Source organism: Streptomyces caniferus (assembly GCF_009811555.1).
In the GTDB taxonomy this organism is placed as follows: domain Bacteria; phylum Actinomycetota; class Actinomycetes; order Streptomycetales; family Streptomycetaceae; genus Streptomyces; species Streptomyces caniferus.
In genome coordinates this window covers 3,230,235-3,254,599 of the sequence record NZ_BLIN01000005.1, presented here as the reverse complement: position 1 = coordinate 3,254,599, position 24,365 = coordinate 3,230,235, and the positions used below count along the sequence as shown (strand labels likewise).

20 protein-coding genes and 2 tRNA genes are annotated in these 24,365 nt (G+C 70.9%); 11 read left to right on the top strand and 11 right to left on the bottom strand.

What is annotated here, in order from left to right; translation table 11 throughout:
• Positions 1-124 precede the first annotated feature (124 nt).
• The 4 genes from Scani_RS30760 to Scani_RS30745 all read left to right on the top strand — a co-directional run bounded on the left by Scani_RS30760 (position 125) and on the right by Scani_RS30745 (position 3,878).
• Positions 125-904, top strand: coding sequence for an HAD-IIA family hydrolase (locus Scani_RS30760; protein WP_159481033.1), 780 nt, complete (start codon positions 125-127; stop codon positions 902-904).
• Between the two features lie 298 nt (positions 905-1,202).
• Entirely contained in the window at positions 1,203-1,664 is a 462-nt protein-coding gene (locus Scani_RS30755) for a hypothetical protein (protein WP_159481032.1), read from the top strand.
• 319 nt (positions 1,665-1,983) lie between these two features.
• On the top strand, positions 1,984-2,658 hold the full coding sequence (locus Scani_RS41290; RefSeq protein ID WP_159482471.1) for a class F sortase: 675 nt from the start codon (positions 1,984-1,986) through the stop codon (positions 2,656-2,658).
• 143 nt (positions 2,659-2,801) lie between these two features.
• On the top strand, positions 2,802-3,878 hold the full coding sequence (locus Scani_RS30745) for a glycoside hydrolase family 6 protein (RefSeq protein WP_159481031.1): 1,077 nt from the start codon (positions 2,802-2,804) through the stop codon (positions 3,876-3,878).
• A gap of 168 nt (positions 3,879-4,046) precedes the next feature.
• On the opposite strand, the gene glxA is transcribed toward Scani_RS30745, so the two are convergent.
• From glxA to Scani_RS30730, 3 genes are all read right to left on the bottom strand, one after another.
• The gene (gene glxA / locus Scani_RS30740; RefSeq protein WP_159481030.1) at positions 4,047-5,999 is read right to left on the bottom strand and encodes a radical copper oxidase GlxA; all 1,953 of its coding nucleotides are present in this window, start codon (positions 5,997-5,999) and stop codon (positions 4,047-4,049) included.
• A complete protein-coding gene (locus tag Scani_RS30735; RefSeq protein WP_159481029.1) occupies positions 5,996-8,098 on the bottom strand; it encodes a glycosyltransferase family 2 protein in 2,103 nt (700 codons plus the stop codon). Before Scani_RS30735 ends, glxA begins: the two co-directional genes overlap by 4 nt.
• Before the next feature lie 1,230 nt (positions 8,099-9,328).
• Positions 9,329-9,402 (bottom strand) — tRNA-Lys (locus tag Scani_RS30730).
• A gap of 457 nt (positions 9,403-9,859) precedes the next feature.
• Between Scani_RS30730 and Scani_RS30725 the strand changes: the two genes are divergently transcribed.
• The 4 genes from Scani_RS30725 to Scani_RS30710 all read left to right on the top strand — a co-directional run bounded on the left by Scani_RS30725 (position 9,860) and on the right by Scani_RS30710 (position 14,487).
• A complete protein-coding gene (locus tag Scani_RS30725) occupies positions 9,860-10,279 on the top strand; it encodes an SsgA family sporulation/cell division regulator (protein WP_246296245.1) in 420 nt (139 codons plus the stop codon).
• 494 nt (positions 10,280-10,773) lie between these two features.
• Positions 10,774-11,757: a hypothetical protein gene (locus Scani_RS30720; RefSeq protein WP_246296243.1), complete on the top strand. Its 984-nt coding sequence runs from the start codon at positions 10,774-10,776 to the stop codon at positions 11,755-11,757.
• 207 nt (positions 11,758-11,964) lie between these two features.
• The gene (locus tag Scani_RS30715) at positions 11,965-12,558 is read left to right on the top strand and encodes a lytic polysaccharide monooxygenase auxiliary activity family 9 protein (protein WP_159481028.1); all 594 of its coding nucleotides are present in this window, start codon (positions 11,965-11,967) and stop codon (positions 12,556-12,558) included.
• 159 nt (positions 12,559-12,717) lie between these two features.
• Positions 12,718-14,487: an AMP-binding protein gene (locus Scani_RS30710; RefSeq protein ID WP_159481027.1), complete on the top strand. Its 1,770-nt coding sequence runs from the start codon at positions 12,718-12,720 to the stop codon at positions 14,485-14,487.
• Between the two features lie 96 nt (positions 14,488-14,583).
• Here the strand turns inward: Scani_RS30710 and Scani_RS30705 are convergent.
• The 6 genes from Scani_RS30705 to ehuB all read right to left on the bottom strand — a co-directional run bounded on the left by Scani_RS30705 (position 14,584) and on the right by ehuB (position 19,164).
• Positions 14,584-14,657, bottom strand: a tRNA-Lys gene (locus Scani_RS30705).
• A 138-nt stretch (positions 14,658-14,795) separates the two neighbouring features.
• Entirely contained in the window at positions 14,796-15,554 is a 759-nt protein-coding gene (locus tag Scani_RS30700; protein ID WP_159481026.1) for an IclR family transcriptional regulator, read from the bottom strand.
• A 485-nt stretch (positions 15,555-16,039) separates the two neighbouring features.
• Positions 16,040-16,858 (bottom strand): ectoine/hydroxyectoine ABC transporter ATP-binding protein EhuA, encoded by an 819-nt coding sequence (ehuA, locus tag Scani_RS30695; RefSeq protein ID WP_159481025.1) that lies wholly within the window; start codon positions 16,856-16,858, stop codon positions 16,040-16,042.
• On the bottom strand, positions 16,848-17,465 hold the full coding sequence (gene ehuD / locus Scani_RS30690; protein WP_246296455.1) for an ectoine/hydroxyectoine ABC transporter permease subunit EhuD: 618 nt from the start codon (positions 17,463-17,465) through the stop codon (positions 16,848-16,850). Before ehuD ends, ehuA begins: the two co-directional genes overlap by 11 nt.
• 32 nt (positions 17,466-17,497) lie before the next feature.
• Positions 17,498-18,229: an ectoine/hydroxyectoine ABC transporter permease subunit EhuC gene (gene ehuC / locus Scani_RS30685; RefSeq protein ID WP_159481023.1), complete on the bottom strand. Its 732-nt coding sequence runs from the start codon at positions 18,227-18,229 to the stop codon at positions 17,498-17,500.
• Positions 18,226-19,164, bottom strand: a complete 939-nt coding sequence (gene ehuB / locus Scani_RS30680; RefSeq protein ID WP_159481022.1) for an ectoine/hydroxyectoine ABC transporter substrate-binding protein EhuB — start codon at positions 19,162-19,164, stop codon at positions 18,226-18,228. The genes ehuC and ehuB overlap by 4 nt, the downstream gene beginning before the upstream one ends.
• A gap of 110 nt (positions 19,165-19,274) precedes the next feature.
• Between ehuB and Scani_RS30675 the strand changes: the two genes are divergently transcribed.
• Positions 19,275-19,775, top strand: coding sequence for a DUF3830 family protein (locus Scani_RS30675; protein WP_159481021.1), 501 nt, complete (start codon positions 19,275-19,277; stop codon positions 19,773-19,775).
• Positions 19,776-19,842: 67 nt separating this feature from the next.
• Here Scani_RS30675 and Scani_RS30670 read toward each other — a convergent pair whose 3' ends face one another.
• On the bottom strand, positions 19,843-21,264 hold the full coding sequence (locus Scani_RS30670) for an amidase (RefSeq protein ID WP_159481020.1): 1,422 nt from the start codon (positions 21,262-21,264) through the stop codon (positions 19,843-19,845).
• Positions 21,265-21,344: 80 nt separating this feature from the next.
• Positions 21,345-22,310 carry a D-2-hydroxyacid dehydrogenase gene (locus Scani_RS30665; RefSeq protein ID WP_159481019.1) on the bottom strand — a complete coding sequence of 322 codons (966 nt, stop codon included), beginning with the start codon at positions 22,308-22,310 and terminating at the stop codon, positions 21,345-21,347.
• Between the two features lie 207 nt (positions 22,311-22,517).
• Here Scani_RS30665 and Scani_RS30660 point away from each other — a divergent pair, with 207 nt between their 5' ends.
• Together Scani_RS30660 and Scani_RS30655 are read left to right on the top strand one after the other, a co-directional pair.
• Entirely contained in the window at positions 22,518-23,432 is a 915-nt protein-coding gene (locus Scani_RS30660) for a maleate cis-trans isomerase family protein (protein WP_159481018.1), read from the top strand.
• A 151-nt stretch (positions 23,433-23,583) separates the two neighbouring features.
• Positions 23,584-24,309, top strand: a complete 726-nt coding sequence (locus Scani_RS30655; RefSeq protein WP_159481017.1) for a maleate cis-trans isomerase family protein — start codon at positions 23,584-23,586, stop codon at positions 24,307-24,309.
• The last annotated feature ends 56 nt before the right edge of the window (positions 24,310-24,365 follow it).

Genomic DNA, 24,365 nt, shown 5'->3' with positions numbered 1-24,365 from the left:
GCCCGCTGACTTAGGGTGGGGGCGTCGGCCGTGTGTACGACGCCGTGGAGGCACTCGCGTGGGCCACGGCGTGTGCGGGAGTCGGCCGGCGCCCCTGGTCAACACGTACGGCAGGAGTCCGGCAGTGGCAGAGCGCAAGCCGATCGAGTCATGGCTCACCGACATGGACGGCGTCCTGATGCACGAGGGCATTCCGGTCCCCGGGGCGGACGCCTTCATCAAGCGGCTGCGCGAGTCGGGCAAGCCCTTTCTCGTGCTGACCAACAACTCCATCTACACCCCGCGTGACCTGCACGCCCGCCTGAACCGCATCGGGCTGGACGTGCCGTGGGAGTCGATCTGGACGTCCGCGCTGGCCACCGCCCAGTTCCTGGACGACCAGCGGCCCGGCGGCACCGCGTACGTCATCGGGGAGGCGGGCCTGACCACCGCCCTGCACGACATCGGCTACGTCCTGACCGACCACTCCCCGGACTACGTCGTCCTCGGCGAGACCCGCACCTACAGCTTCGAGGCGCTGACGAAGGCGATCCGGCTGATCAACGAAGGCGCGCGGTTCATCGCCACCAACCCCGACGAGACCGGTCCCTCCCCGCAGGGCGCGCTGCCCGCGACCGGTTCGGTGGCCGCGCTGATCACCAAGGCGACGGGCGTCGATCCGTACTTCGTCGGCAAGCCCAACCCGCTGATGATGCGGCACGGGCTCAATGTCATCGGCGCGCATTCCGAGACCTCCGCGATGATCGGCGACCGGATGGACACCGATGTGCTGGCAGGTCTGGAGGCGGGCATGGAGACCTTCCTCGTCCTGACCGGACTGACCCGCCCCGAGGAGGTCGACCGGCACCCGTTCCGGCCCTCCCGTGTAGTGGACTCGATCGCGGACCTCATCGACCTGGTGTGAGGGGCGTGAGCGGTGTGAGCGGTGTGAGGGGCCTGGGCGGCGTCCCGGGCGTATGAGGTAGAGGGGGTGGGGCGGGGTGCGGCCGGGCGGCGCCCCGCCCCCCTCGGCCGTCCCCGACGCCGGCGGCCGTCCCTGACGCCGCCGGCCGGCCCCGCGGCCCCGGGCTCCCACCCGAACGGCGCAGCCTCGGACCGCACCGGATGCGGCCGGGCTCGTGCGGGCGGACCTTCGGACTTATCGGAGGTTCACCATGCGCTCACGGCAACTTGCTTTCTGTGCCGCGGTCGCGGCTTGCGCGGTGACGATGCCGCCCGCGTACGGCGCGGACGCACGCCCCACCGGGACCACAACGGTCTCCGTCGCCCCCGCCCCGGCCGCCCCCGGGGCCGCGGTCGCCCTGCGGGGCACCGGCCGCCACACCGGGCAGGTCACCATCCGAATCCGACCGGCGGCCTTCGCGGAGGCGATACCGCATGTCCATCCCGCTCCGGTCGTCCACGGCGTTCGGGTCGTCCCCCTCGCCGCGGCCGCCCCTCCCGCTCCGTCCGCCTTCCCCGCTCCGGCAATCCACCCCGCTCCCGCGCCTGCTCCGGCCGTCCGCCCCGAGGCGCCCGCCGAGGCCTCGTCGCGAGGCGAGCTGAGCAGCACGTCGGCCGTCGGCCTGGTGCTGGCCGGTGGCGCCATCCTGGTCATCGCGGGCCAACTGCTCCGGCTCCGCCTGCGACTGCGCCGCCGGGACGGTGATGCCGATGAGCACTGAGGAGCAAGGGCGGGCCGGGGCGACGGCCGGGGTGCCCGCCCTGTCCGGCACCGGCGGCAGGGCCGGCATCCATGGCACGGCCGCTGCCACCGGCGCGAGGGCGGTGAGCGGTACGTCCGGCGCACCCCCCGCCTCCAGCCCTCGTGGCACTCTCAGCTCTCTCGCCTCACCGGACACTCACTCCCACGCGAGCCCGCACGCCGCCGCCGACCTCCACACCCGCGGGAGAGCCGCCACGGTCCCCACCCCGGCCACCAGCCCCCACGGCACCAGCCGCAGTCACCACCCAGGCTCCACCCCCGGAAAGCTCCTCGCCGGCGTGGCCTGGGCCGTGCTGTTGCTGGGCCTGTGGTTGTGGGGCAGAGACCTGGCGGACGGGGTGGCCGCGCAGCTCGCCACGACCGGGGATGTCGCCGCCGCCGGGCGCCCGTTGGGCCGCCAGGTGCCTCCGCACGCGCACGCCCCGGTGCCCGCCACCGTGAACGCGGAGCCCGTCCGCATCACCATCGACGCACTCGGTATACGGGAGGGCGGCATCGCCGCACGCGGTCTCGACGAGCACGGCATCCTCACCCCGCCCCCGGACACGGCCCCGGACCTCTTCGGCTGGTACGCCGCAGGGCCGCGGCCGGGTGAGGCGGGCGCGGCGCTGCTCGTGGGCCGGACCGGCGCCGGCCGCGACCCGCGCGCCCGGTGGACCGTCGTCCACCGTCTGACCGCCCTCAAGCCGGGGGAGCGGGTGGACATCCAGCGCTCCGACGGCAGTACCGCACGCTTCGCCGTCGAGGACGTCCAGCTCTACGGCCGCGGCCGCTTCGACGCGCGCAAGGCCTACGCCGCGCGCGACCGGGGCCGTTCCGAGCTCCGGCTGATCGTCGACGCCGGCGGCCGCGGCCGCGCCGGGGGTCGGGTGCGCGACGGCGGGTCCGCGAACGTCGTCGTGGTGTCGGCCCACTTGACGTCCCTTCAGAGGGCGGACACCGAGGACGGCTGAACCATCATGAACGCCGTTCGTCAAGCGTCTTAGCAGCCTGTGGACAGCCAATCCACAGGCCGACCGCGGCGGTTGGCCGTGTGCCACGATGGGTGGTGGCCGACGGTCCCCGCCGGCCGTGACCGATGTTCGAGGGGGAGTGGATGTACGGCGATCTGCGACGGATGGCCGGGGTCGGTCCGCCGGACGGGACCCGCGACGGCCGGCGGCGCACCGCGCAGGCCAGGACCGCATCGGCCACGGCGGCCGTGGGGGCGCTGGCGCTGCTGCTGCTCGCCGGCTGCTCCTCGTCCGGCGACGGCGACGGCGTACCGGCCAAACCGGGCCAGCGCCCCAAGTCCGTCGCACCGTTCTGGGTCAACCCGGACAGCAAGGCGGCCCGCCAGGTCTCCGCTTACGGCGACGACGGCAAGGCCGCGGACGCCCGCCTGGCCAACAGGATCGCGGCGCAGCCGGTCGCGGAGTGGATAGGTGTCGACGATCCGGAGGGGGAGGCGCGCGGTTTCACCCAGGCCGCCGCCAAGGCCGACCGTGAGGCGCTGCTCGTTCTCTACAACATCCCGCACCGCGACTGCGGCCGCTACTCCCAGGGCGGCGCCGCCGACGGCAACGCGTACCGGTCCTGGCTGGACGGCGTACTCAAAGGCATCGGCGACCGCGCCACCACCGTCATCCTGGAGCCCGACGCGCTCCCGCACATCGCGGACAAGTGCACTCCGCAGCAGTTCCACGAGGAGCGCTACGCCCTGCTGACGGAGGCGGTCGGCAAGCTCAAGGCGCTGCCGCACACCAAGGTCTATCTGGACGCCGGCAATCCGCACTGGATCAAGGACCCGGGCCAGATGGTCGAGCCCCTCAAGCGGGCGGGCATCGACCGCGCCGACGGCTTCGCGCTGAACATCTCCAACTACCAGACCACCGCGGAGAACACGAAGTACGGCAAGCGGCTGTCCGCCATGGTCGGCGGCAAGCACTTCGTCATCGACACCAGCCGCAACGGCAACGGCCCGGCCCCCGGCGGCGACGACCCGGAGAACTGGTGCAACCCGCCCGGCCGCGCCCTGGGCACCCCGCCCACCACCAAGACCGAGGACCCTCAGGTGGCTGCCTATCTGTGGATCAAACGCCCCGGAGAGTCGGACGGCACCTGCAAGGGCGGCCCCAAGGCCGGCACCTGGTGGCCCGAGTACGCCCTGGGACTGGCGCGCAGCGCGGAATGACGCCGGACGCGCGACGGCGATCGCTGCCCCGCGTCCACCCGCCCGTCGTGACGGCGACCGCGACCGACCGCCGTCACGGCTGAAGGGACCCGGGTTCCCCACGGAACCGCGGGGAACCCGGGAATGACCCGAGCCCCGGCGGCCTTGTCCGCCGCTACCCGCTACCCGCTACCCACGCCCCGCCGCGACCTTCACCCACACCGCCTTGGACGGTGTCCCCTTCCCGTCCACCGCGTTCAGCATGTACCAGCCGGGCGGCACCAGCGACGGGTCCTTGGGCAGGGTGACCGTCACCCCGTCCCCGCCCTTCGTCACCGTGAAGTCCAGCGCGATCGAGCGCTGTTCGACGTTGGTGACATGGGTGAACGAGCCGGGGCGCATCAGCCGCATCTTCTTGATGCCGGAAGCGTGCGAGGAGCCGTACGTCGCGCTGCTGCCGAGGGAGAGCGTCCGGGGGCCCTTGTCCGTCAGCTCGGGGCGCGACTTCCGGTAGAGGTACGGCGGGGTGTAGAGGTCGATCTGCTGCTGGAAGACGCCCGGCTTGGTGTTGTCCTTGTCGGCGTAGAGGGAGTCCGAGCCGAAGGTCATCACCCGGCCGTCGGGCAGCAGCAGCGCACCGGAGTGGTAGTTGCGGCCCACCAGCGGGTCGGCCACCTGGCGGGCGGAGTTGGTCGCCGGGTCGTACAGCTCCGCCTTGAGGATGTTGGAGTCGCTGCGGCCGCGGTAGTCACCGGAGCCGTTCGTGGTCAGCACGGTGTCGTCCGGCATGATCACGCTGCTCGGGTAGCGGGCCTTCGCATACAGCGGGGGCCCGTCCTTGAAGCGCGGCGACGGGGCGTGCAGATCCACGATGCGGGTCTTGTCCGTGGACTTGGGGTCCTCGCCGACGCCGCCCCCGCCCAGCACCATGTACCGCTGCTCCTGGGCCGGCGGCAGCAGCACCGACATCGATGTCTCCAGGATCTTCGGGTCGCTCATCCCGGGCACGACCTGGAACTTGTTGGACTTCAGGTCCCAGATACCGGGGGTGCGGCCGATGTTGTCCGGGCCGTAGCCGGCGTTGGAGCCGGTGTAGAAGATCCGGCCCTGGTCGGTGAGGAAGAGCGCCGGGTAGGTCGGGAAGAAGCGCCGCTTGGGCAGGTAGTGCCACTTCTTCGTCTTCGGGTCGTAGATCTCCTGCTTGCCGGGGACGACCTGCCCGATCTCGTCCAGCCCGGAGACGGAGAGGACCTTGCCGTCCTGCAGGGTGGTGAGCGTCGGGTACCAGCGCGCCTCGTTCATCGGGTCCACGGGCATGTAGCGCTCGGCCACCGGGTCGAACTCGAAGGAGTCCTTGATCCCCTGGAAGTCCTTCTTGTCGAAGGACAGCTTCTGCGCGATGCCGTAGAAGTTATGGGCGTCCGCGCCGGTCAGGCCGTGGATCCGGTAGTTGTCCTGGGCGCCCGTGGAGTGGGAGGGGCCGTCCTTGAGGGCCTCGACGTAGACCCGGGCCTCACTGTGCACCACGGTGACCTTGCCGGTCCTCCGGTCGGTGACCTTCTTCGCCCGCGGCACCACGACCGGGTCCTTGGAGGCGAAGGTCTTGCCGTTCTTCTTGCCGGTGAACAGGGTGCCGGCCGGGAACGTCTTCGGGGCGTCCGGATTCTCGTTGTAGACGATCATGAGGCCGCCGGCCTTCTTCACATCGCCGTTGAGCTTCTCGTAGCGCTGGGTGCCGCCGGCCACCAGCAGCTTGCCGTCCGGGAGCTGGGTGTGCCCGGAGCAGAAGAGGTCCTTGGGCGTGGGGATGTTCGTGAAGGTGTTCTTCTCCGGATCCCACAGGACCGTACGGAACGACTTGGCCCTGAAGTTCGCCGCGTTGTTGCCCGAGCCCGCGACCAGCAGCACCTTCCCGGTGTGCAGCAGGGCCGCGTGGATGGTGTTGATGCGGTACTTGTCCGGCACGTTGACGACGTCCCAGTGGCCGTTCGCCGCCTTGTACTCGGGCTTGTTGATCTCGTACTGGTGGTACTGCTCCGAAGCGAAGCCGTAGAGGGCCGGCCCGTTCATCGCGGCCAGCGCGAGCACCACGGCCGCCGCTATCGTCACTCTGCGGGTGCGACGGCTCGGACGGTACTTCATGTGTGACGTCCCCCAAGGGCGATCTGCAGGGTCTGTTCGGCGGTCAGGGCCGGGTCGGCGGCCTGGCCACGGGCCTGGTCAGGGCCCTGTCCGGTGGCTTGGTCAAGGGCCGCGGGACGGCCGGCGGCCGGGGTGGCCGGCTGACCGGCGGCTGGAGCGGCGGCGGGCCCGGCCCCGGCACCGGTGGCGGCGCCGACGGCGGTCGTGGCACCGGTGGCGGCACTCCCGGTGACCGCATCCCCGGCGGCGGCGCCCCCGGTGGCGGCAGCCGCCTCCCTCCGCTTCCGCATCTCGTCCCGTACGCCCATCCGCCAGGCGATGATCGGCGCGGCGGTGATCAGCATCGCGAGCGTGGCCCAGGTGACCATCGCCGGATGGCTGTGGCCCAGTACGAACGAGGCACCCAGCGAGCCCCCGAAGACGAGAAGGAAGAAGAGGTGCACCCGGAACGTCCCGAAGAGGGTGTCCGGGCTGGAGGAGTCGCCCTTGGGCGTGACCACGAACTTGCTCTTGCGGCGCAGCACCGTGTCGAACAGCGACCGGGCGTAGATCGGCGCGGACAGCGCGGACATCACCATGCCGGCGACCCCGCCGGAGCCCTCCGGCTCGTGCGGCGAGACGTTGTGCCGACGGTTCCAGATGTACAGGCCGATCTGCAGCGCCGAGGCATTGCCGTAGAGCATCATCCACACCGCAGGATCGATCTCCACACCCGATGCGCCCAGCCCCAGGAACAGCGCACAACTGAGCGCCGCCAGGATCCAGTTCAGGGCCGACATCGGGTAGAAGATCACCATCATGCTGTAGTTGAAGAGGCGGCCCGCCGGCAGCGTGAACGGCGCCTTCCAGAACTGCTTGAGGATCGTCTCGTAGGTCCCGCGCGACCAGCGCAGCTGCTGGGTGAAGAAGTCGGTCCAGGCCGTCGGGCCCTCGCCGACCGCGAGCACGTCCGGGGTGTAGACGGAACGCCACTTCTGGCCGGTCCGTGGGTTGCGGTGCCGGTGCATCTCGAAGCCGGTCGCCATGTCCTCGGTGATCGAGTCGTACAGCCCGCCGATCTGCTTCAGCGCGCTGATGCGTACGGCGTTGGAGGTGCCGACGAACATCGGCGCGCCATAGCGGTTGCCGGCCCGCTGGATCAGCGCATGGAAGAGGAACTGCTGCGACTCGGCGGCCTTGGTGACGAAGGTGTCGTAGTTGCCGTACACCTGCGGGCCGATGACGAAGCCGACGTCCGGGTCGCGGAAGAAGCCCAGCATCCGCTCCAGGTAGTTGGGCAGCGGGACGTGGTCGGTGTCGACGGAGGCGAAGTAGTCGTAGGCGTCGCCGTGTGCCTGCAGCCAGGCGTTGTAGTTGCCGTGCTTGGTCTTGGCGCGGTGCGGGCCCTTGGCCCGGTTCCACTCCGGGACGCCCTTGCGGCTGAAGTGGTGGACGCCCAGACGCCGGCAGACTTCCTTGACCTCGGGGTCGTCGCCCTCGTCGAGCAGCCAGACGTGCAGCAGACCGCGATGGCGGATCTTGACCGCCGCCTCCAGCGTCTTCGTCACCATGGCGAGGGGTTCCTTGCCCGGCACGAACGAGGTGAGGAAGGCGACGCGGGTGCCGCTCTCGGGAATGACCGGGACGGGATCGCGGGCGACGAGGGTGGCATGCGCGTTGGACAGCACGTTCATGCACCGGAAGAGCTCGATCAGCCCGATCGAGACCAGCATGACGACGTCCAGCGTCGGAAGGAAGTCGTAGGCGGGGTAGTCGCGTTCGGTCCAGTGGCTCGGCTGCATCAGCCAGACCAGCAGCCCGAACGACACCAGAGGCGCGGCGCCGAGCAGCAGGGCCGCGCGTATCCGGTGCGGTTCGTCGGCGAGCAGCGAGCGGTAGCGGACCTTGTAGGGCTTGTCCGGGTCGGGCCGGGTGAGCGGTCCGGCCAGCCGGCTGTAGTGCTCGTAGTCATAGCGGGGCAGCGGCTTGCGCTGCATCCGCCGCTGCCAGTGCTGGCGCTGCATCCGCCGCTGCCAGTGCTGGCGCGGCACCCGCAGGCGCGTCGTGTCCGACGGGTCGTACGGGCGCTGCGGCCGGGAGCCGTCAGGCGGCGACGTCATGAGTCCATCCCCCCGCACGCAACACTGGCTGCGTGCCGTCTCGCTGATGGCCCGAGTCCGCGGTCCCCCGCGGCCGACTCGGGCGCTCTGATGTCGGCCGCCTGCACCGTCAGATGGTGGCAGCCACCTTCCGGTTGCGTATGCAACGCTGCCGCGATCCTGCCAAGCGGCGATTTCCCCGTGTTCACATCACGCCATCCGGCGTGCCCGACTGGTCCCACTCGGCTGGATGCGGCCCTCATTTCACCGAGTTACCAGGTCAGGGTCCCTAACAGCCGTCGTGATGGCAAGAGTTGTCCAGGGAATTGTGTACAAGAGTGCGCAAGACGGGGTCGCAGGTGGCGCGGGGCGCATCATCTTTGATACGGAACTGCCGCCAAATTTCCTGCTGTCAACGGATATCGGTGCAATAGCTGCGGCGGGCTAGCTCTGGGTGCCCGGAGCAATCCAGCGCGTAAAGAGGTCGCCCCGTAGCGTTATTGCCCACGTCACCCCTCCTTCAACCGGCAAAGGCGAACCGCCCGCCGAGGCATTTCCGGGATGCTGGAGTGGAGGGTGTGCAAGGCGTCGCGACCTGAACGAACGGGCAGGTCAAGCCACTTGATGGTCTCGTGGGTACGACAGTGGCCGACGCCCGGGGGAATTTGCCGACGGGGCGGGTGCGGGGCGGATCCGTGGGGAGTTCGGCCCGATTGCCGCCTCTGCTGAAGTTACCTCCGCGTACACCGATTTGGCCGAAGCTGTGGCCATTACCCGGGGAATCGCCGTCCGGCCGTCCTCATTGGCGACCGCCGGCGAGGGAGTGCCTGGAGTATCCCGTCCCTGGGTGACGACGCCGGGATATCGATGCCCTCTGTAATGGGGTCGTCACCGGATGGGGGGCCGGGTGGGTGGCCGCCGATCGCGGGTGGGCCCGGCGAGTCCGGGGGTGGAGTCCGAGAGGGGCGGGGCGGCGAAACAGCGGTGCTTCGGGGAAGGGGTCCGCGGAGGGAAAGGCGGAGGCGGTCGACGGGTGAATCGGTGTGCGATCGCGTCATTACCGTTTGTGATCGCAAGGAAATCGGCTGCCGTCCGGCGACGCGAAGGGCGGGTGCCGGGCGTGGGCGTGGAGGGCGGGGGCAGGTCTCTGGCCCTGGGGGGCGCCACCGCAACCGCAGGGCGGGGCCGGTCATCCATCCGGCCGACCGCACGACTGAGGCCCCCCGCATGGCGAGGGGCCTCAGTCCTACGTGCGCCGCCAGGGACTCGAACCCCGGACCCGCTGATTAAGAGTCAGCTGCTCTAACCAACTGAGCTAGCGGCGCGCGCTGACCTGAAGAACTTTACACGAACTCCAGGGGTGCTCCGTACCCCCGGCCGAGCCGCTCACGCGCTCGGCCCATGTGATCCGGACCACTCGTGCCGACGGTCGGCCGGTGGGCCCTATCTCATGAGCGGGCACCCCATATGGGGCAAAAGTCCCTTGCTCTGTGGACCTTCGGCCGACAACTCGTCCGCATTGATCTGTGAGGATCGATTTCACCGGGTCCATGGCGGTAGGCCATCAGTTGCCCCGTCAACATGCGATATCTCCTACCGGTTGAGAGGCTGAGGCGAACGTCGGGACGAAAGAACTGAACACGCCCGGAGGGTGCCGGGCCATGGCGTCCGTCACTCCTCCTCCCTGTCTTGCAACCCCACCCTCCACAGCAACGTCTGCCAGGACGCGCGCCCCGGACCGGGTCCCCGGGACTCGCCCCTCCGTCGGAAAGGTTGATCGTCATGGTGTCGACAGCCAAGCGCACCCTCGAGATGCAGCTCCTCCTCGGGCCGGACGAAGCAGTTCCGGTGGCCGGCCGGTTCAGCTATCGCAGTGACCGTCCGTTCGAGGTCGAGGTCGCGTTCCTCAGTCGTGGCCAGAAGGTGGCCACCTGGCTGTTCGCCCGTGATCTGCTGCTGGCGGGGCTGTACGACGAAGCAGGCGAGGGCGACGTACGGGTGTGGCCCTTCCGCCGACCGGGTGCCTCGCGCCGCGTACACATCGAGCTGTCCACCGATGACAGCGTGTGCGAACTGTCGGTGCGCGCGATCGAGCTGACCGCCTGGCTGGAGCAGACCGCGGCGATCGTTCCGCCCGGCCAGGAGGACCGCTACCTCGACATGGACACCCACCTGGCCCGGCTGTTCGCCGGGAAGTGCTGATGGGGGACAGGGCGATCATGACCACGACCACGAGCACCACGACGAGCGCGACGACCGGCACCAGCGCGACCACGACCGCGACGAGGGATGCGGCGGCGGTTGTGACTGCGGCTGCCGCCATACCTGTGACCGGAGGTGCGGCCGGGGCTGCGGACGTCCCCGCGGCCAGGCGGGCGACCGCGGGCGGGGCCGGGGCATCGACCGGCTCCACGAGCCCGACCGCACGCACGGGCGCGACCGGACCCACGGCTGCGCCGGCGACCGCTCCCGGCGCCGGTATACGCGCCGAGGCGGCCGGCCCCTCCGCCGTTACGGGGAACAGCCCCGTAACGCCGCCCCGCACACCGGACCCCACCCCCGGCATACCGTCGGCCACCGGGTCCACCCCATCCACCCCATCCACCCCATCCACCCCCACCGGCCCCGCCGCCACCGCCTCCCCGCACGACCCCTGCACCCACGGCTTTCTGCCCGAGCGGCCGCCCGTCCGTTCCATGATCGGAACCTGGACCCGGCTGGACGCCATGGCGCGCACGGCCGCCGTCGCGCCCGACCGTGCGGCCGCCGTCGCGCTCGTCGAACGAGCGCACCGTGCCGGGGAGTTGTCCGCCCTGCGGCAACGGGTCTCCCGCCTCTCCCTGCGCAACGCGGAGGCCGCTGCCATGCGGATCGCGGTGATCGCGGTCTCCTGCGGCTGGTGTGGTCTCGACCCGCAGGCTCCGGCCGCTCGCGAGGTCGCCGACGAGGCGTTCCTCGACCTGTGGGCGGCGGTCGCGCACCGTATCGACCATGATCAGTTCGTCGCCCTGCCCACCCTCGCGCTCCACAACTGGGTGCCCGAGCGCAAACCCCGCCGCCACATCCCCATCGATCAACTGGCCCGCACCGAGGTGCTCGTGCCGATCGTCCGCTGGGCCCCGGAGGGGCAGCCGCTCAGCCGGCTGGACCGGTTGATGCTGGCCGCGACCCGCCTGGAGGCGCACGGGATCTGGCTCTTCCGGCTCGCAGAAACCCTTGCGGGCCGGTCGCCCGACGACTCCTCCACCCCGACGGCGCTGCGCCGACTGGTCCGTGTCCAGCATGCGCTGCGCGCCCAGCTCCTCGCCGAGGCGACGGATCTGACGGCCGCGCCGGCCACGCCGCAGCAGCGTGCGGTGCTCGGTGCGCTCGCCGAACAGGGCGCGCTGGAGCCGCCGGTCCTCCAGGCGGCCGAGGCGGTGCTGGGCATCGGCGGACGCCGGATGGGTGAGGGCAGGCGCCAGTTGCTGCGCCGCCATCTCCCGGCGCAGCACCGTGCCTGGCTGAGCGCGATGGACCGCCATTGCGCACCCGTACGCACCCTCGCCCACCGCGGCGGCCCCGACGCCGCCGTCTACCGCGAGGCCCAGGAGTCCCTGATCGCCCTCCGCCGCACCTACACCGCTCTCGTGCAGGCCGCCGCCCGCCCCACCACGGCCCCGCTCACGGCGGCCGCCTGACGCGCCCCCGACCAGGGCCGTGCCATGGCCCGGCCCGCATCGTCGCCGCTCCGCTCCCGGCAAGGGGCCGGGCGCGGCCGGTCATTGGTATGGACATGCCCAACGCCGCCCGCTTACTCTGCCACTTGGTCTAGACCGCACGCTCGGCATCGCAGTGCACTGCATTTCTCCGGCACGGAACTCCCCCACGTTCTTCAGGAGCGAAGCATGCGCAAAAAGATCAGTGCTGCCGTGATCGGCCTGGGCGTCCTCGGCGTCTCCCTGCTCTCGACCGGCAGCGCCTCCAGTCACGGCTACAGCGACGCACCCCCCAGTCGGCAGGCGCTCTGCGCCAAGGGCACCGTCAAGGACTGCGGTGCGATCCAGTACGAACCGCAGAGCGTCGAGGGCCCCAAGGGCTTCCCGGCCGCCGGCCCGGCGGACGGCAGGATCTGTTCCGGTGGGCACGAGAACTTCGCCCAGCTGGACGACCCGCGCGGCGGCAACTGGCCCGGCACCAAGCTCTCCGCGGGGCAGGGCTACACCTTCACCTGGCGGCTGACCGCACGGCATGCCACCACCGACTTCGAGTACTTCATCACCAAGGACGGCTACGACCCCGGCAAGCCGCTCACCCGTGCCGACCTGGAGCCCCAGCCGTTCATGACCGTTCCCATGGGCGGCGCCCGGCCGGGCGAAACCGTCCAGCACCAGGGCACCGTCCCCACCCAGAAGTCCGGCCGCCACCTCATCCTCGGCGTCTGGAACATCGCCGACACGGGCAACGCCTTCTACGCCTGCTCGGACGTCGACCTCTCCTGACGCCCGCCGGGCGCCGGGGCACGGCACGCCCCTCGCCCCACGGGGCCTCCCCGCCTTTCCCCCCGGGGAGGCCCCGATTTCCCCCTGAAGGGCCCCGTGGTCCGGCCCATCACCCCACCCGCTCCACATCTGACGCTACGTCAGCTACCCTGCGACGCCATGGCAGTCAACGGCACCAGCGCGCAGGGCAGTTCGGGCGCCGCCACCGTCGCGGAGCTCGTACAGGCGCAGTGGGGCGACCACCGGGCGGGGGCGAAGTACGGGGACCTCGTCCTCACCCATCACGAGCTGGCGGGTGGCGCGGCCGCGCGGGCAGCGCTGCTGGGCGAGCTGCTGCCGCGGGGCGCACCGCCGCACCTCGGGGTGCTGCTCGGCAATGTGCCCGAGTACCCGCTGTGGCTGAGCGCGGCGGCGCTCGCCGGGGCCGCGGTCGCCGGGATCAACCCCACCCGCCGCGGACCGGAGCTCGCCCGCGACATCGGCCATACCGACTGCGCGCTGCTGATCACCGAACGTGCCCTGCTGCCGCTGCTCGCCGGCCCCGGCCTCCCCCTCCCGCCCGAGCGGATCCTCGTCGTGGACGACCCGGCCTACCGGGAACTCCTCGGGCCGTACGAGGGCGCGACGCCCGGCGAGATCGCGGCCGGCCGCGGTGCCCTGTGCACCCCGACGCCGGCCTCCCGGATGCTGCTCTACTTCACCTCCGGCTCCACGGGCGCGCCCAAGGCCGCCGTGTGCACCCAGGGCCGGCTGGCCGCCGCCGGGCATGCGCTCGCCGGGCAGCTCGGGGTGCGCCGGGACGACGTCCACTACCTCTGTATGCCGATGTTCCACGGCAACGCCGTGATCGCCGGCTGGGCCCCGGCGCTCGCCCGCGGCGCCGCCGTGGCACTGCGCCCCCGCTTCTCGGCCTCCGCCTTCCTCCCCGACGTACGCCGCTACGGGGCCACCTACTTCACCTACGTCGGCCGGGCCGTGCAGTACCTGCTGGCCACCCCGCCCGCCCCCGACGACCGGGACCACCCGCTGCGCCGCGGGTTCGGCACCGAGGCGGGCTCCGTCGACGCCGCCCGCTTCGCCGAACGGTTCGGCGTCCGCCTGACCGAGGGGTACGGCTCCTCCGAGGGCGGCGCCGCGATCCAGCGCACACCGGACACCCCGCCCGGCGCCATCGGCCGGCCCGCCCCCGGAGGCGATCTCGCCGTCGTCGACCCGGAGACCGGCGACGAGCTGCCGCGCGGCCGCCTCGATCCGGCCGGCCGGCTGCTCAACGGGGACTGGGCGATAGGGGAGCTGGTCAACCGCGGCCGCAGCTCCTTCGAGGGCTACTGGCGCAATGCCGAGGCGACCGCCGCCCGCACCCGCGGCCGGGGCGAAGGCCGGGTCGGCGCTGGCTGGTACTGGACCGGTGACCTCTTCTTCCGGGACACCGAGGGGTTCTTCCACTTCGTCGGGCGCACCGACGACCGGCTGCGGGTCGACAGCGAGAATCTGGCCGCCGCGATGATCGAGAACATCCTCGCCCGGTACGCCCCGGCCGCCGGCGTGGCCGTGTACGCGGTGCCCGACCCCGTAGCCGGGGACCAGGTCATGGCGGCCCTGGCGCTGCGGGACGGTGCCGTGTTCGACCCGGACGACTTCGTGGCCTTTCTCGCGGCCCAGCCCGACCTGGGCACGAAGATGGCACCCCGGTTCGTACGGACCATGGACGCGCTGCCGGTGACCGCCACCCACAAGGTGCATCGGGTCGCGCTGCGGCGGGCCGGGTTCCGGTGCCCGGATCCGGTCTGGTGGTCCCCGGTGACCTCGGCTGGCCCCGCGCCCGCCGTCCCCGCGGGCAGCGCCTACCGCCCGTTCACCGCCGAGGACCGGTCCGCACTGCTGGCGCTGTACCGCGCTCACGACCGGGCCGCTCTCCTGGACCGGTGACCTGGGCCCGGCTCGGCAATCCGTCTCCGGGTCCGCGTCCGTCCCGACAACACAAAGTGGGCGTCCCCGGAGAACCGGAAACGCCCACTTGTTACGTGCGCCGCCAGGGACTCGAACCCCGGACCCGCTGATTAAGAGTCAGCTGCTCTAACCAACTGAGCTAGCGGCGCGCGCTGACGAAAGAAATACTACCTGGTCGAGAGGGGTGCTCATGACCACGGCGGCGGGGGAGGGCGACGGGTGGCGCCGGCCGGTCCCGGCCGTGCCTGCCGTACCCGCCGGGATCGCGGCCCGCCGCGCGCCCCGGCTCAGATCGCCAGCGACAGCAGCACCGGAGCGGCCTGCCGGTTCAGGGCGTCGGCGGCCTGGCGCAGACGGTGGGCGTGCTCCAGCGGCATGGAGAGGGCGAGGCACCCGACCGTCGCGCCGGCGGTGATCGGTACGGCCGCGCAGACCGTGCCGACGGCGTACTCCTGCAGGTCGAGGACGGGGACCGTAGGCGGCTGGCTGTCGAGCTTGTGGAACAGGACCTTCTCATTGGTGATCGTCCGGGAGGTGAGCCGGGCGGTCTTGTGGCGGGAGAGGTGGTCCTTGCGGCCGTCGTGGTCGAGCTGCGCCAGCAGGCATTTGCCGACCGCGCTGGCGTGCGCCGTGCGGTGGAACTCCGCCCACTCGTTGACCTTGGGGGCCAGCGGTCCGTCGGCGTAGTGGAGGATCTTCACCTCGCCGTCGATGTACCGGCTGATGTAGACCGCCGCGCCGACCGAGTCGCGCAGGTGGTCGAGGGTGAGCTGGAGCTTGTCGCGCAGGGCCTGGTCGCGGTCGCCGCCCGTGCCCAGCAGCAGGAGCGAGGCGCCGACGACATAGGCCCCGTCGGCGATCTGCTCGACATAGCCCTCGCGCCGGAGCATCGACAGCATGTGGGCGAGCTGGCCCGGGGGCAGGCCCGTTTCGCGGGCGATCTGCGCGTCGGTCACGCCATCGGCGTGCCGGGAGATCGTTTCGAGCACGCGAAGGGCGTACTGCACCGAATGGAACGGCGCGGTCGGCTCGGGCTTCAGCGCCACGGTGTCCCCCTAGCAGGTTGTTACCGCTTGCGGCATGACGGTCGTTGGTGGTCTCGGCCGGCGCTTGCGCGGCCGATCCCGGACAACGGCGTGGGTCTCACGATAGCGGTCAACGGCCCTCGATGGAGGGGGTCTTGACTGAAAAGAGCCGTGCTCGGCGTTTCTGTACTGGGGCTTGAGACTTTGGCATATGCCAAGGTCATGAGGCCCCGGATGTCCTGGCACTTTGCGCCCCACGGCACCCGGCAACCCCGTGCGACGCGGGGGAGGGCTCGGGGAGGGTACGGAACCGGCCATATCCGTGGCCGGTTCCGCGAGGCGACCCGCTGGCAGCGATATCCGGGCCGGCCCTTGCTGTCGACCGAACCGCGCACCTCGATACGCATTCCGTCGGCCGCCATGGCTCCGGTGTGCGGAAACGAGAAAGGGTGGCGCATCCCCCGGAGGGGACGCACCACCCGGACTCAGGGCCTAGGGGGTGTCGTTCACAGCACGGCGCTCAGGAATTCCCGGGTGCGGTCGTGCTCCGGCTCCGTGAAGATCTTTTCCGGAGAACCGGATTCGATGACCCGGCCCGCGTCGAACATCAGGACGTCGTCGGAGATGTCCCGGGCGAAATTCATCTCGTGGGTGACGCACAGCATGGTGATGTCCGTGGTGTGCGCGATGTCCCGCAGGACGTCCAGCACCCCGGCCACCAGCTCCGGGTCGAGCGCGGAGGTCACCTCGTCCAGCAGCAGCACCTGCGGGCGCATCGCCAGCGCCCGGGCGATGGCGACCCGCTGCTGCTGGCCGCCGGAGAGCTGTGTCGGGTACTTGTCGAGGTGCTCGGTCAGGCCCACCAGCTCGAGGAGGCCGCGGGCCCGCTCCTCGGCGGCGTCCTTGTCCAGCCCGAGCACGTGCACCGGCGCCTCGGTGATGTTCCGCAGCACCTTCATGTTCGGGAAGAGGTTGAACTGCTGGAACACCATGCCGATGTTCTTGCGGACCTCGCGGATGTGCTTCTCCCCGGCGGGGACGAGCTTGCCGCCCTTCTCCTCGTGCGTCAGGTACTCGCCGCCGACCTTGATGGTGCCCTCGTCCGGCTTCAGCAGCGTCATCAGCAGCCGCAGGATCGTCGTCTTGCCGGAACCGGACGGGCCGATGAGGGTGACGTGCTTGCCCGAGGAGACGGTGAAGTCCAGGGAGTCCAGGACGGTGTTGGTCCCGAACCGCTTGGTGACCTTGTCGAAGCGGATCAGCTCGGTGCCGTCCACCGCCGGGTTGGCCGTTTCTTTCGAGGGGGTGGTGTTGTCAGCGGACAAGGCGACGCTCCAGGGCTCGCAGGAGGAGGGAGGTGGGGTAGGAGATGACCACGAAGAGGATGCCGACGACGGTGATCGGCTCCAGGTAGTCGAAGGTGGTGGCGCTGATGCTGTTCGCCTGGAAGAGCATGTCGGCGACGGTGATACCGGCCAGCAGCGGCGTGTCCTTGAACATCGCGATCACGTAGTTGCCCAGCGCGGGCACCACCCGGCGGAACGCCTGCGGCAGGATCACCGCGGTCCAGGTGCGCCGGCGCGGCAGGCTCAGTGCGGTGGCGGCCTCCCACTGGCCGGGCGGCACCCCGTCGATACCGGCGCGGTAGACCTCGGAGGTGTACGTCGAGTAGTGCAGGCCCAGGCCGATGACGCCGGTGGTCAGCGGCGCGAAGGCCAGTCCCCACCCCGGCAGCACGAAGAACAGGAAGAACAACTGCACCAGCAGCGGGGTGTTGCGGACGAACTCGACGAAGATGCTCACCGGCCAGGTCACCCAGCGGCTGGGCGCACGCAGGGCCAGCGCCCAGACCAGCCCGAGCGCGAAGGACACCAGCGAGCCGTAGATCGTCGCCTGGACGGTGATCCACAGGCCCTTGAGGATGTCGGGCATGATCTCGCCGACGTAGCTCCATGACCAGTTGTTCACGGCTTTCCTCCGGTGGCCAGCGCCTCGGGGCCCTGCTTCTCGACGGGCAGTTTGCGGGAGAACCAGCCCTCGCCCTTGGGCACCGCCCGGCCGATCGAGGCCTTGGCGCGGCGCTCCAGCACCCGCATGATCCGGGTCAGCACGAACGCGACCGCGAAGTACAGGACGAGGATGATTCCGTAGATCTGGGCGCTCTGGCCCGTCGACAGCCGGGCGAGCTTGGCCTGGAAGGTGAGTTCGCCGATGGACAGCAGCGACGCCAGCGCGGTGCCCTTGAGCAGTTCGATCAGCAGGTTGTTGAAGGGCGGCATCATCTCGGGGACGGCCTGCGGCAGTATCACCTTCTGCAGCCGCTGCCAGGGCGAGAAGCTCAGCGCGATGGCCGCCTCGCGCTGGGCGGGTGCCACCGCCTGGACCGCGCCACGCACGATCTCGGAGCCGTACGCGCCGTACGACAGGCCCAGCGCCAGGGTGCCCGCCCAGATGCCGACCAGCTGCCAGCCCAGCAACGGCAGGGCGAAGAACAGCCAGAACATCAGCACCAGCGCCGAGGTGCCGCGGAAGAACTCCACGTAGCAGCCGGACAGGAAGCGGACGATCCAGAAGCGTGAGGTGCGTGCCAGGCCGATGCCGAAGGCGACGACGGCGGCCAGGGCGGCGCTGTAGATCATCAACTGGACGGTGATCCACAGGCCTTCGAAGAACAGTTGCCACAGGGCGCCGGTCACTTTTTACAGAGCTCCTTCGCCGTGAGGTCGGTCTGGAACTCCTTGGTGAAGCCGTACGGCCGGGCGATGCGCAGGAGTTCGCCGCTCTTCTTCATCTTCTGCAGCTCGCGGTTGAAGGCGTCGCGCAGCTTGGTCTCGCCGATCCGGAAGCCGTAACCGCCGCCGTCGCGCTGCGGTTTGCCGTCGACCTCCGGTGTGAACGGCGCGGTCATCTCGACCTTGGGATGGGCGCCGGTCTTCAGCGCCTCGATCATGGTCAGCGCGGTGCCGGCGAAGACATCGATCCGGCCGGCCTCCAGGGCCTCCATACCGGCGATCTGGTCGCCGTAGGTCTGGATCGTGCTCTTCTCGACGCCGTTGCCGACCGCGTAGTCGATCTCCGCGTAGCCGATACCGGACCCCATCCGGTAATGCCCCTTGGCGATATCCGCATAGGAGTGGATATTTTTCGGGTTGCCCTTGAGTACGAGGAAGGCGTCCTTGCTCTCGTAATCCGGGTCGGAGAAGAGGACGGCCGCACAACGGGCCTTGTTGATGAACATTCCCGCGACGATCACGTCGTACTGGAAGGAATGCAGACCGGGCACCAACGCGCCGAATTCGACCGGTACCGGCTCGAAATTCTTGATGCCCAGCCGACGGAAGATGGTCTTGGCCACCGCGGGTGCCTCACCCGTCAGTTCGCCCTTGCTGTTGATCGAGGCATAGGGCGGTTCGCTGGCGATACCCATACGGACCGTGCCCTTCTTCCGCAGGTCCTCCAGCTGGTGTCCGCCCCCGGTCGCCCCGGAGACATCGACCCGGGAGCAGCCCGTGCCCGCTCCCATCGCACCCGCCGCGCCGAGCGCCGCCACCCCCGCGAGCAGCGTTCGCCGCCGGATACCGCCGGCCAATTTTCTCTTGATCATTTTGGTGTTCTCCTGTGGTGGAGCCATGGGCGCGCGGCTACCCGAACGCCTGGCATATATGCCGATCGTTTCCGGCCCTTGATACAACCGCCTCGGACTTGTTCCGTACGCCGGTATTGCCCACCTACGATCAGGGCATGACCGATCGCTTCATCGAAGTCTCCCTGGACAAGCGCGGCGTGAGCTGCACGGCCAAGTTGCTCGACGACCGCGCGCCGATCACCTGCAATGCCGTATGGGACGCGCTCCCGCTCGGCGGCGACGTCTATCACGCCAAATACGCCCGCAACGAGATCTACGCCCTGCTCCCGCCGTTCGCTCCCGAGGAGCCGCCGCTGGAGAATCCGACGATCACTCCGATCCCCGGCGACCTGTGCTACTTCACCTTCACCGACACCCAACTGGGGACGAAGTCCTACGGTTACGAGTCCCGGGCCCAGCACCAGGGCCGCTCCACCGTCGTCGACCTCGCGCTGTTCTACGAGCGCAACAATCTGCTGATCAACGGTGACGCGGGCTGGGTGCCGGGCATCGTGTGGGGCAGCGTCGTCGACGGTCTGGACCGGATGGCCGACGCCTGTCAGGACCTGTGGCGGGCCGGAGCCCTGGGAGAGACCCTCAACTTCCGGCGGGCCTAGGGCGGACACGCCCTGGAAAGGCGTCCGTCCCGTCGCCCGCCCACGGGCGGACGACGGGACGGCCCGCTCACCCCTTGAGAGCGGTGGGCGCGGGGATCTCCGCGGTCCCCGCCTCGTAGAGCGCGTGCGCGGCGCGCAGCACCAGCGCGTCCGCATGCCGCGCGCCGACCAGCTGGACGCCGATCGGCATCCCGTCGCCGTCCACCCCGCAGGGCAGCGTCGCGGCCGGCTGCTGGGTGAGGTTGAACGGATAGGTGAACGGGGTCCAGCCCGTCCAGCGGGTGTGGCCGGAGCCGGCCGGGACCTCGGCGCCCGCCTCGAAGGCGGTGATCGGCTCGGTCGGGGTCACCAGCAGGTCATAGGCGCTGTGGAAGCGGCCCATGGCCTGACCGAGCGCCATGCGGGTGTCGACCGCGGCCAGGTAGTCGAGCGCGCTGTACCGGGCGCCCTGCGCGCAGATCTCCTGGAGCCCGGGATCGAGCAGCGCCCGGTCCGCGTCGTCCAGATGCTGCACCACCCGGGCCGCGCCGCTGAACCACAGCGTGTGGAAGGCCTCCACCGGATCCGCGATGCCCGGGTCGATCTCCTCGACGGACGCGCCGAGCCCGGCGAGCGTGTCGACGGCCCGGCGGACCGCCGCGGCGACCTCCGGGGCCACCGGCACGTCCCAGCCGAGGGACGGGCTGTAGGCCACCCGCAGCCCGGAGACCGGACCGGCCAGCGCCTCCCGGAACGACCCGCCGGCCGGACCGAGCTGCGACCAGTCGCGCCAGTCCGCGCCGCAGATCACCTCCATCATCAGCGCCGCGTCCGCCGCGTCCCGGGTCATCGGCCCGACGTGCGCCAGCGTCCCGAAGGGGCTCGCCGGATACAGCGGCACCCGCCCGTAGGTCGCCTTGAGGGCGAAGATCCCGCAGAACGACGCCGGGATGCGCACCGAGCCGCCGCCGTCCGTGCCCAGGCTCAGCGGTCCGGCGCCCAGCGCCACCGCCGCCGCGCTGCCGCCGCTGGAGCCGCCCGCGGTGCGTCCCGGGTCGTACGGATTGCCCGTCACCCCGTGCCGTGGACTGTCGGTGACGCCCTTCCAGCCGAACTCCGGGGTGGTGGTCTTGCCGACGAACACCGCCCCGGACTCCCGCAGCCGGGCGACCGACGGGGCGTCCTCCTCCCACGGCCCCTCGGCCCGTACCGTCCGCGAACCGCGCAGCGTCGGCACGCCCCGGGTGAGGATCAGGTCCTTGACGGTGACGGGCACCCCGTCCACCGGCCCGGCAGGCGCACCGGCCCGCCAGCGTTCCTCCGATTCCTTGGCGCCCGACAGCGCCTCGTCCGGGTCGATCCGGGTGAAGCAGTTCGTCGCGGCCTGTGCGGCCTCGGCGCGCTCCAGCACCGCCCGGGCCGCCTCGACGGGGGAGAACTCGCCGGCCGCGTACCCGGCCGTGAGCCGGGTGGCGGTGAGGTCGGCGAGGTGGGTCGGTTCGGTGGTCATGCGTCCTCCGAGCGTTGGCCGCCCCGGGCGGGACGGCGGCGGGGCGGGGCTGCCGTGCCGCGGGCCGGCAGCCTGCGCCGTCACTGCACCGGCACGTACCCGAGCCGCTTGTCGACGAGGTTGTGCAGCGGCTCCCCGGCCGCCCACTGGTCGAAGTTGTCCTGGAACTGCTCGGCGAGGGCGTCCCGCCAGCCCAGCGTGTCGCCGCTCATGTGGGGCGAGACGATCAGGTGCGGGACGTCCCACAGCGGGTTGTCCGTGGCGAGCGGCTCCTGCTCGAAGACGTCCAGCGCCGCCGCCGCGATCCGCCACTCGCGCAGCGCCGCGATCAGCGCGTCCTCGACGACCAGCTGCCCGCGCCCGACGTTGATGAACCGGGCCCGCGGCGGCATCCGGGAGAACGCCGCCTTGTCGAACAGGCCGCGGGTGGCGTCGGTCAGGGGCGCCGCGCAGACCACCCAATCCGCCTGGGGCAGGAGACCGTTCAGCGCGTCACTCGCATGGACGAGGCCGAATTCGGGGTCGTCCGCGCGCTCCCGGCGGCCGACCAGATCGACCTTGACACCCAGTGCCAGGAGGGTGGTGCCGATGGCCCGGCCGATCGGCCCGGAGCCCACCACGACGGCCCGGCTGCCGGCCAGCCGCAGCGTCTCGCGGTGCCGCCAGCGCCGCTGCCGCTGCAGCTCCCAACTTCCGTAGAAGTCCTTGGCCATGGCGATCACCAGTCCGGCCACGTACTCGGCGATCGGCTGCTCGAAAACGCCCCGGGCGTTGGTCACCAGGGTGTCGTCGGCGACCAGTGCCGGGCACAGCAGCTGATCCACACCCGCGCTGGCGGTGTGCACCCAGCGGGGCCTGGGGCCCTTCTCCGGCCAGGCTCTGCGGATCGCATCGGAAGTGAAATCCCAGGCCAACAGCACGTCGGCGGTAGGGAGTCGGTCAGCGAGCGAGTCCTCATCGGTGAAGATCACCCGAGCCCGGCCGGTGAGCCGGTCGAGCTTCGGAGGCGGGTCGGAACCGAGGACGAGGACGGTGCTTTCGGACATAGCCAGAAACCGTTCTGAAACGTGAGTCCCCTTTCATGGAAAGGGGCGCCGACAGATGCCTGGGATGCGAGGATTGACCACGCTAAGAAGTCGTATCTACCGTGTCAACAACGGCTCTGTTCCGACGTCCCGGCTTGATCCGGCTGCACCTCATCCCCGGCCACTGGCCTGGCCATTCCAGCCCTTCGTTTTGTTCTAGGGGCCTTCATGGACGTCTCTTTTCTGGGTGGCCCACAGCCGCAGCTCGGCGTGGGTGTCGTCGCTCCCTTCGACTTCGCTCTCGACCGAGAGCTGTGGCGCTGGGTCCCCGACGACGTGTCCCTCCACCTCACCCGCACCCCTTTCGTGCCCGTCGAGGTCAGCCTCGATCTGGCCCGTCTGGTCAGCGAGCACGAAACGCTGCACGCCGCCGTCCAGGCGCTGTGTGCGGTATCACCGCAGGTCATCTCCTATGCCTGCACGTCCGGCAGCTTTGTCGCCGGGGTGGCGGGCGAGCGGGCCATGTGCGCCGCCATGGCCCAGGCGGGGGAGGTTCCCTCCCTCACGACATCGGGCGCGCTGATCGAAGCGCTGCGCGAGATCGACGCACGGCGCATCGCCGTGGTCACGCCCTACACGAAATCGGTCACCGACTCCCTGGAGGACTACCTCGGTGAAGCCGGCATCACGGTCACCGGCCGCGCCTACCTCGGCCTGACCCGGCACATCTGGAAGGTGCCCTACCGCGACGTCGTCGACATGGCCCGCGCGGCCGTGGTCGGCGCCGCCGATGCCCTCTTCATCAGCTGTACGAACCTGCCGACCTACGACGTCATCCCGCAGCTGGAGGCCGAGCTCCGGATGCCGGTGCTCTCCGCCAACCAGGTCACGATGTGGGCCGCGCTGCGCGCCATCGGCGTCCAGGCGGTGGGCCCGTACCAGGCACTGCTCGATCCGGTGGCGCGCCGCGGCCCGGCCGCGATGACCGGATCGGAGGCGCAGGGACCGGGCGAAGGGCTGTCGCGGGCGACCCCCGAGGCCGCCTTCGCCGGCTCCCCCGTGCCTCCGGACGGGGAGGCCCTCGACGGCCTGGAACCCCCGCCCTACCCACCCGAGGACACGGGCGGTCTGCCTCCGGTGTGAGGCCGGCCCGCACCCGGTCCCCCTTCCGGACGCTGCCGGCGTCGTCCCGTTCGCCGGCAGCGCCCTTTCCGCCCCCACCGCACCACCCGTGAACGCACCCGCGCCCACGAACGCCCCTGCACCCGCAGCCGTACACGCAAGGGAGAACTGCATGGCATCGGTCGGCTTCCTCTACCCCGGCTACTCCGCGGAGGACGACTACCCCCGGCTCGAATCGCTCCTGGGCGGCGGGATCAGCCTGCCGCTCGTCCACACCGACATCGGCGAGGACGCCCACCGGGTCGACGCGCTGCTGGAGATGGGCTCCGCCGCGCGGCTGGCGGCCGGTGTCGACGATCTCAAGGAGCGCGGTGCCGAGGCGATCGTCTGGGCCTGTACGAGCGCCAGCTTCGTCTTCGGCTGGGAGGGCGCCCACGAACAGGTCCGGGAGCTGTCCGCCACCGCCGGCCTGCCCGCCTCCAGTACGTCCTTCGCCTTCGCGCACGCCGTACAGGCGCTCGGCGCCCGCCGGGTGGCGATCGCCGCCACCTACCCCGACGACGTGGCCGAGCGCTTCCACGCGTTCTTGAAGTCGGCCGGCGCGGAGGTCGTCTCGACCCGCGGGAGCGGCATCATCACGGCCGCAGAGGTCGGCACCTGGGGCCGCGAGGAGGTGCTGGCGCTCGCCCGGGCCGGCGACCATCCCGACGCCGAGGTGGTGCTGCTGCCCGATACGGCGCTGCACACCGCCGAGCATCTGCCGGCCCTCGAAGCGGAGCTGCGCAAACCGGTGCTCACCGCCAATCAGGTGACGGCCTGGGAGGGGCTGCGACTGCTCGACCGCACCCTGTCCTGCCCGGTCCTGGGCACCCTCTTCTCGCGGACGGCGCAGGTCTAGGGCCGTAACGGCAGGTCGGCCGGTGGCAGGTCGGCCGGTCGGCAGGCCGGTCGGTC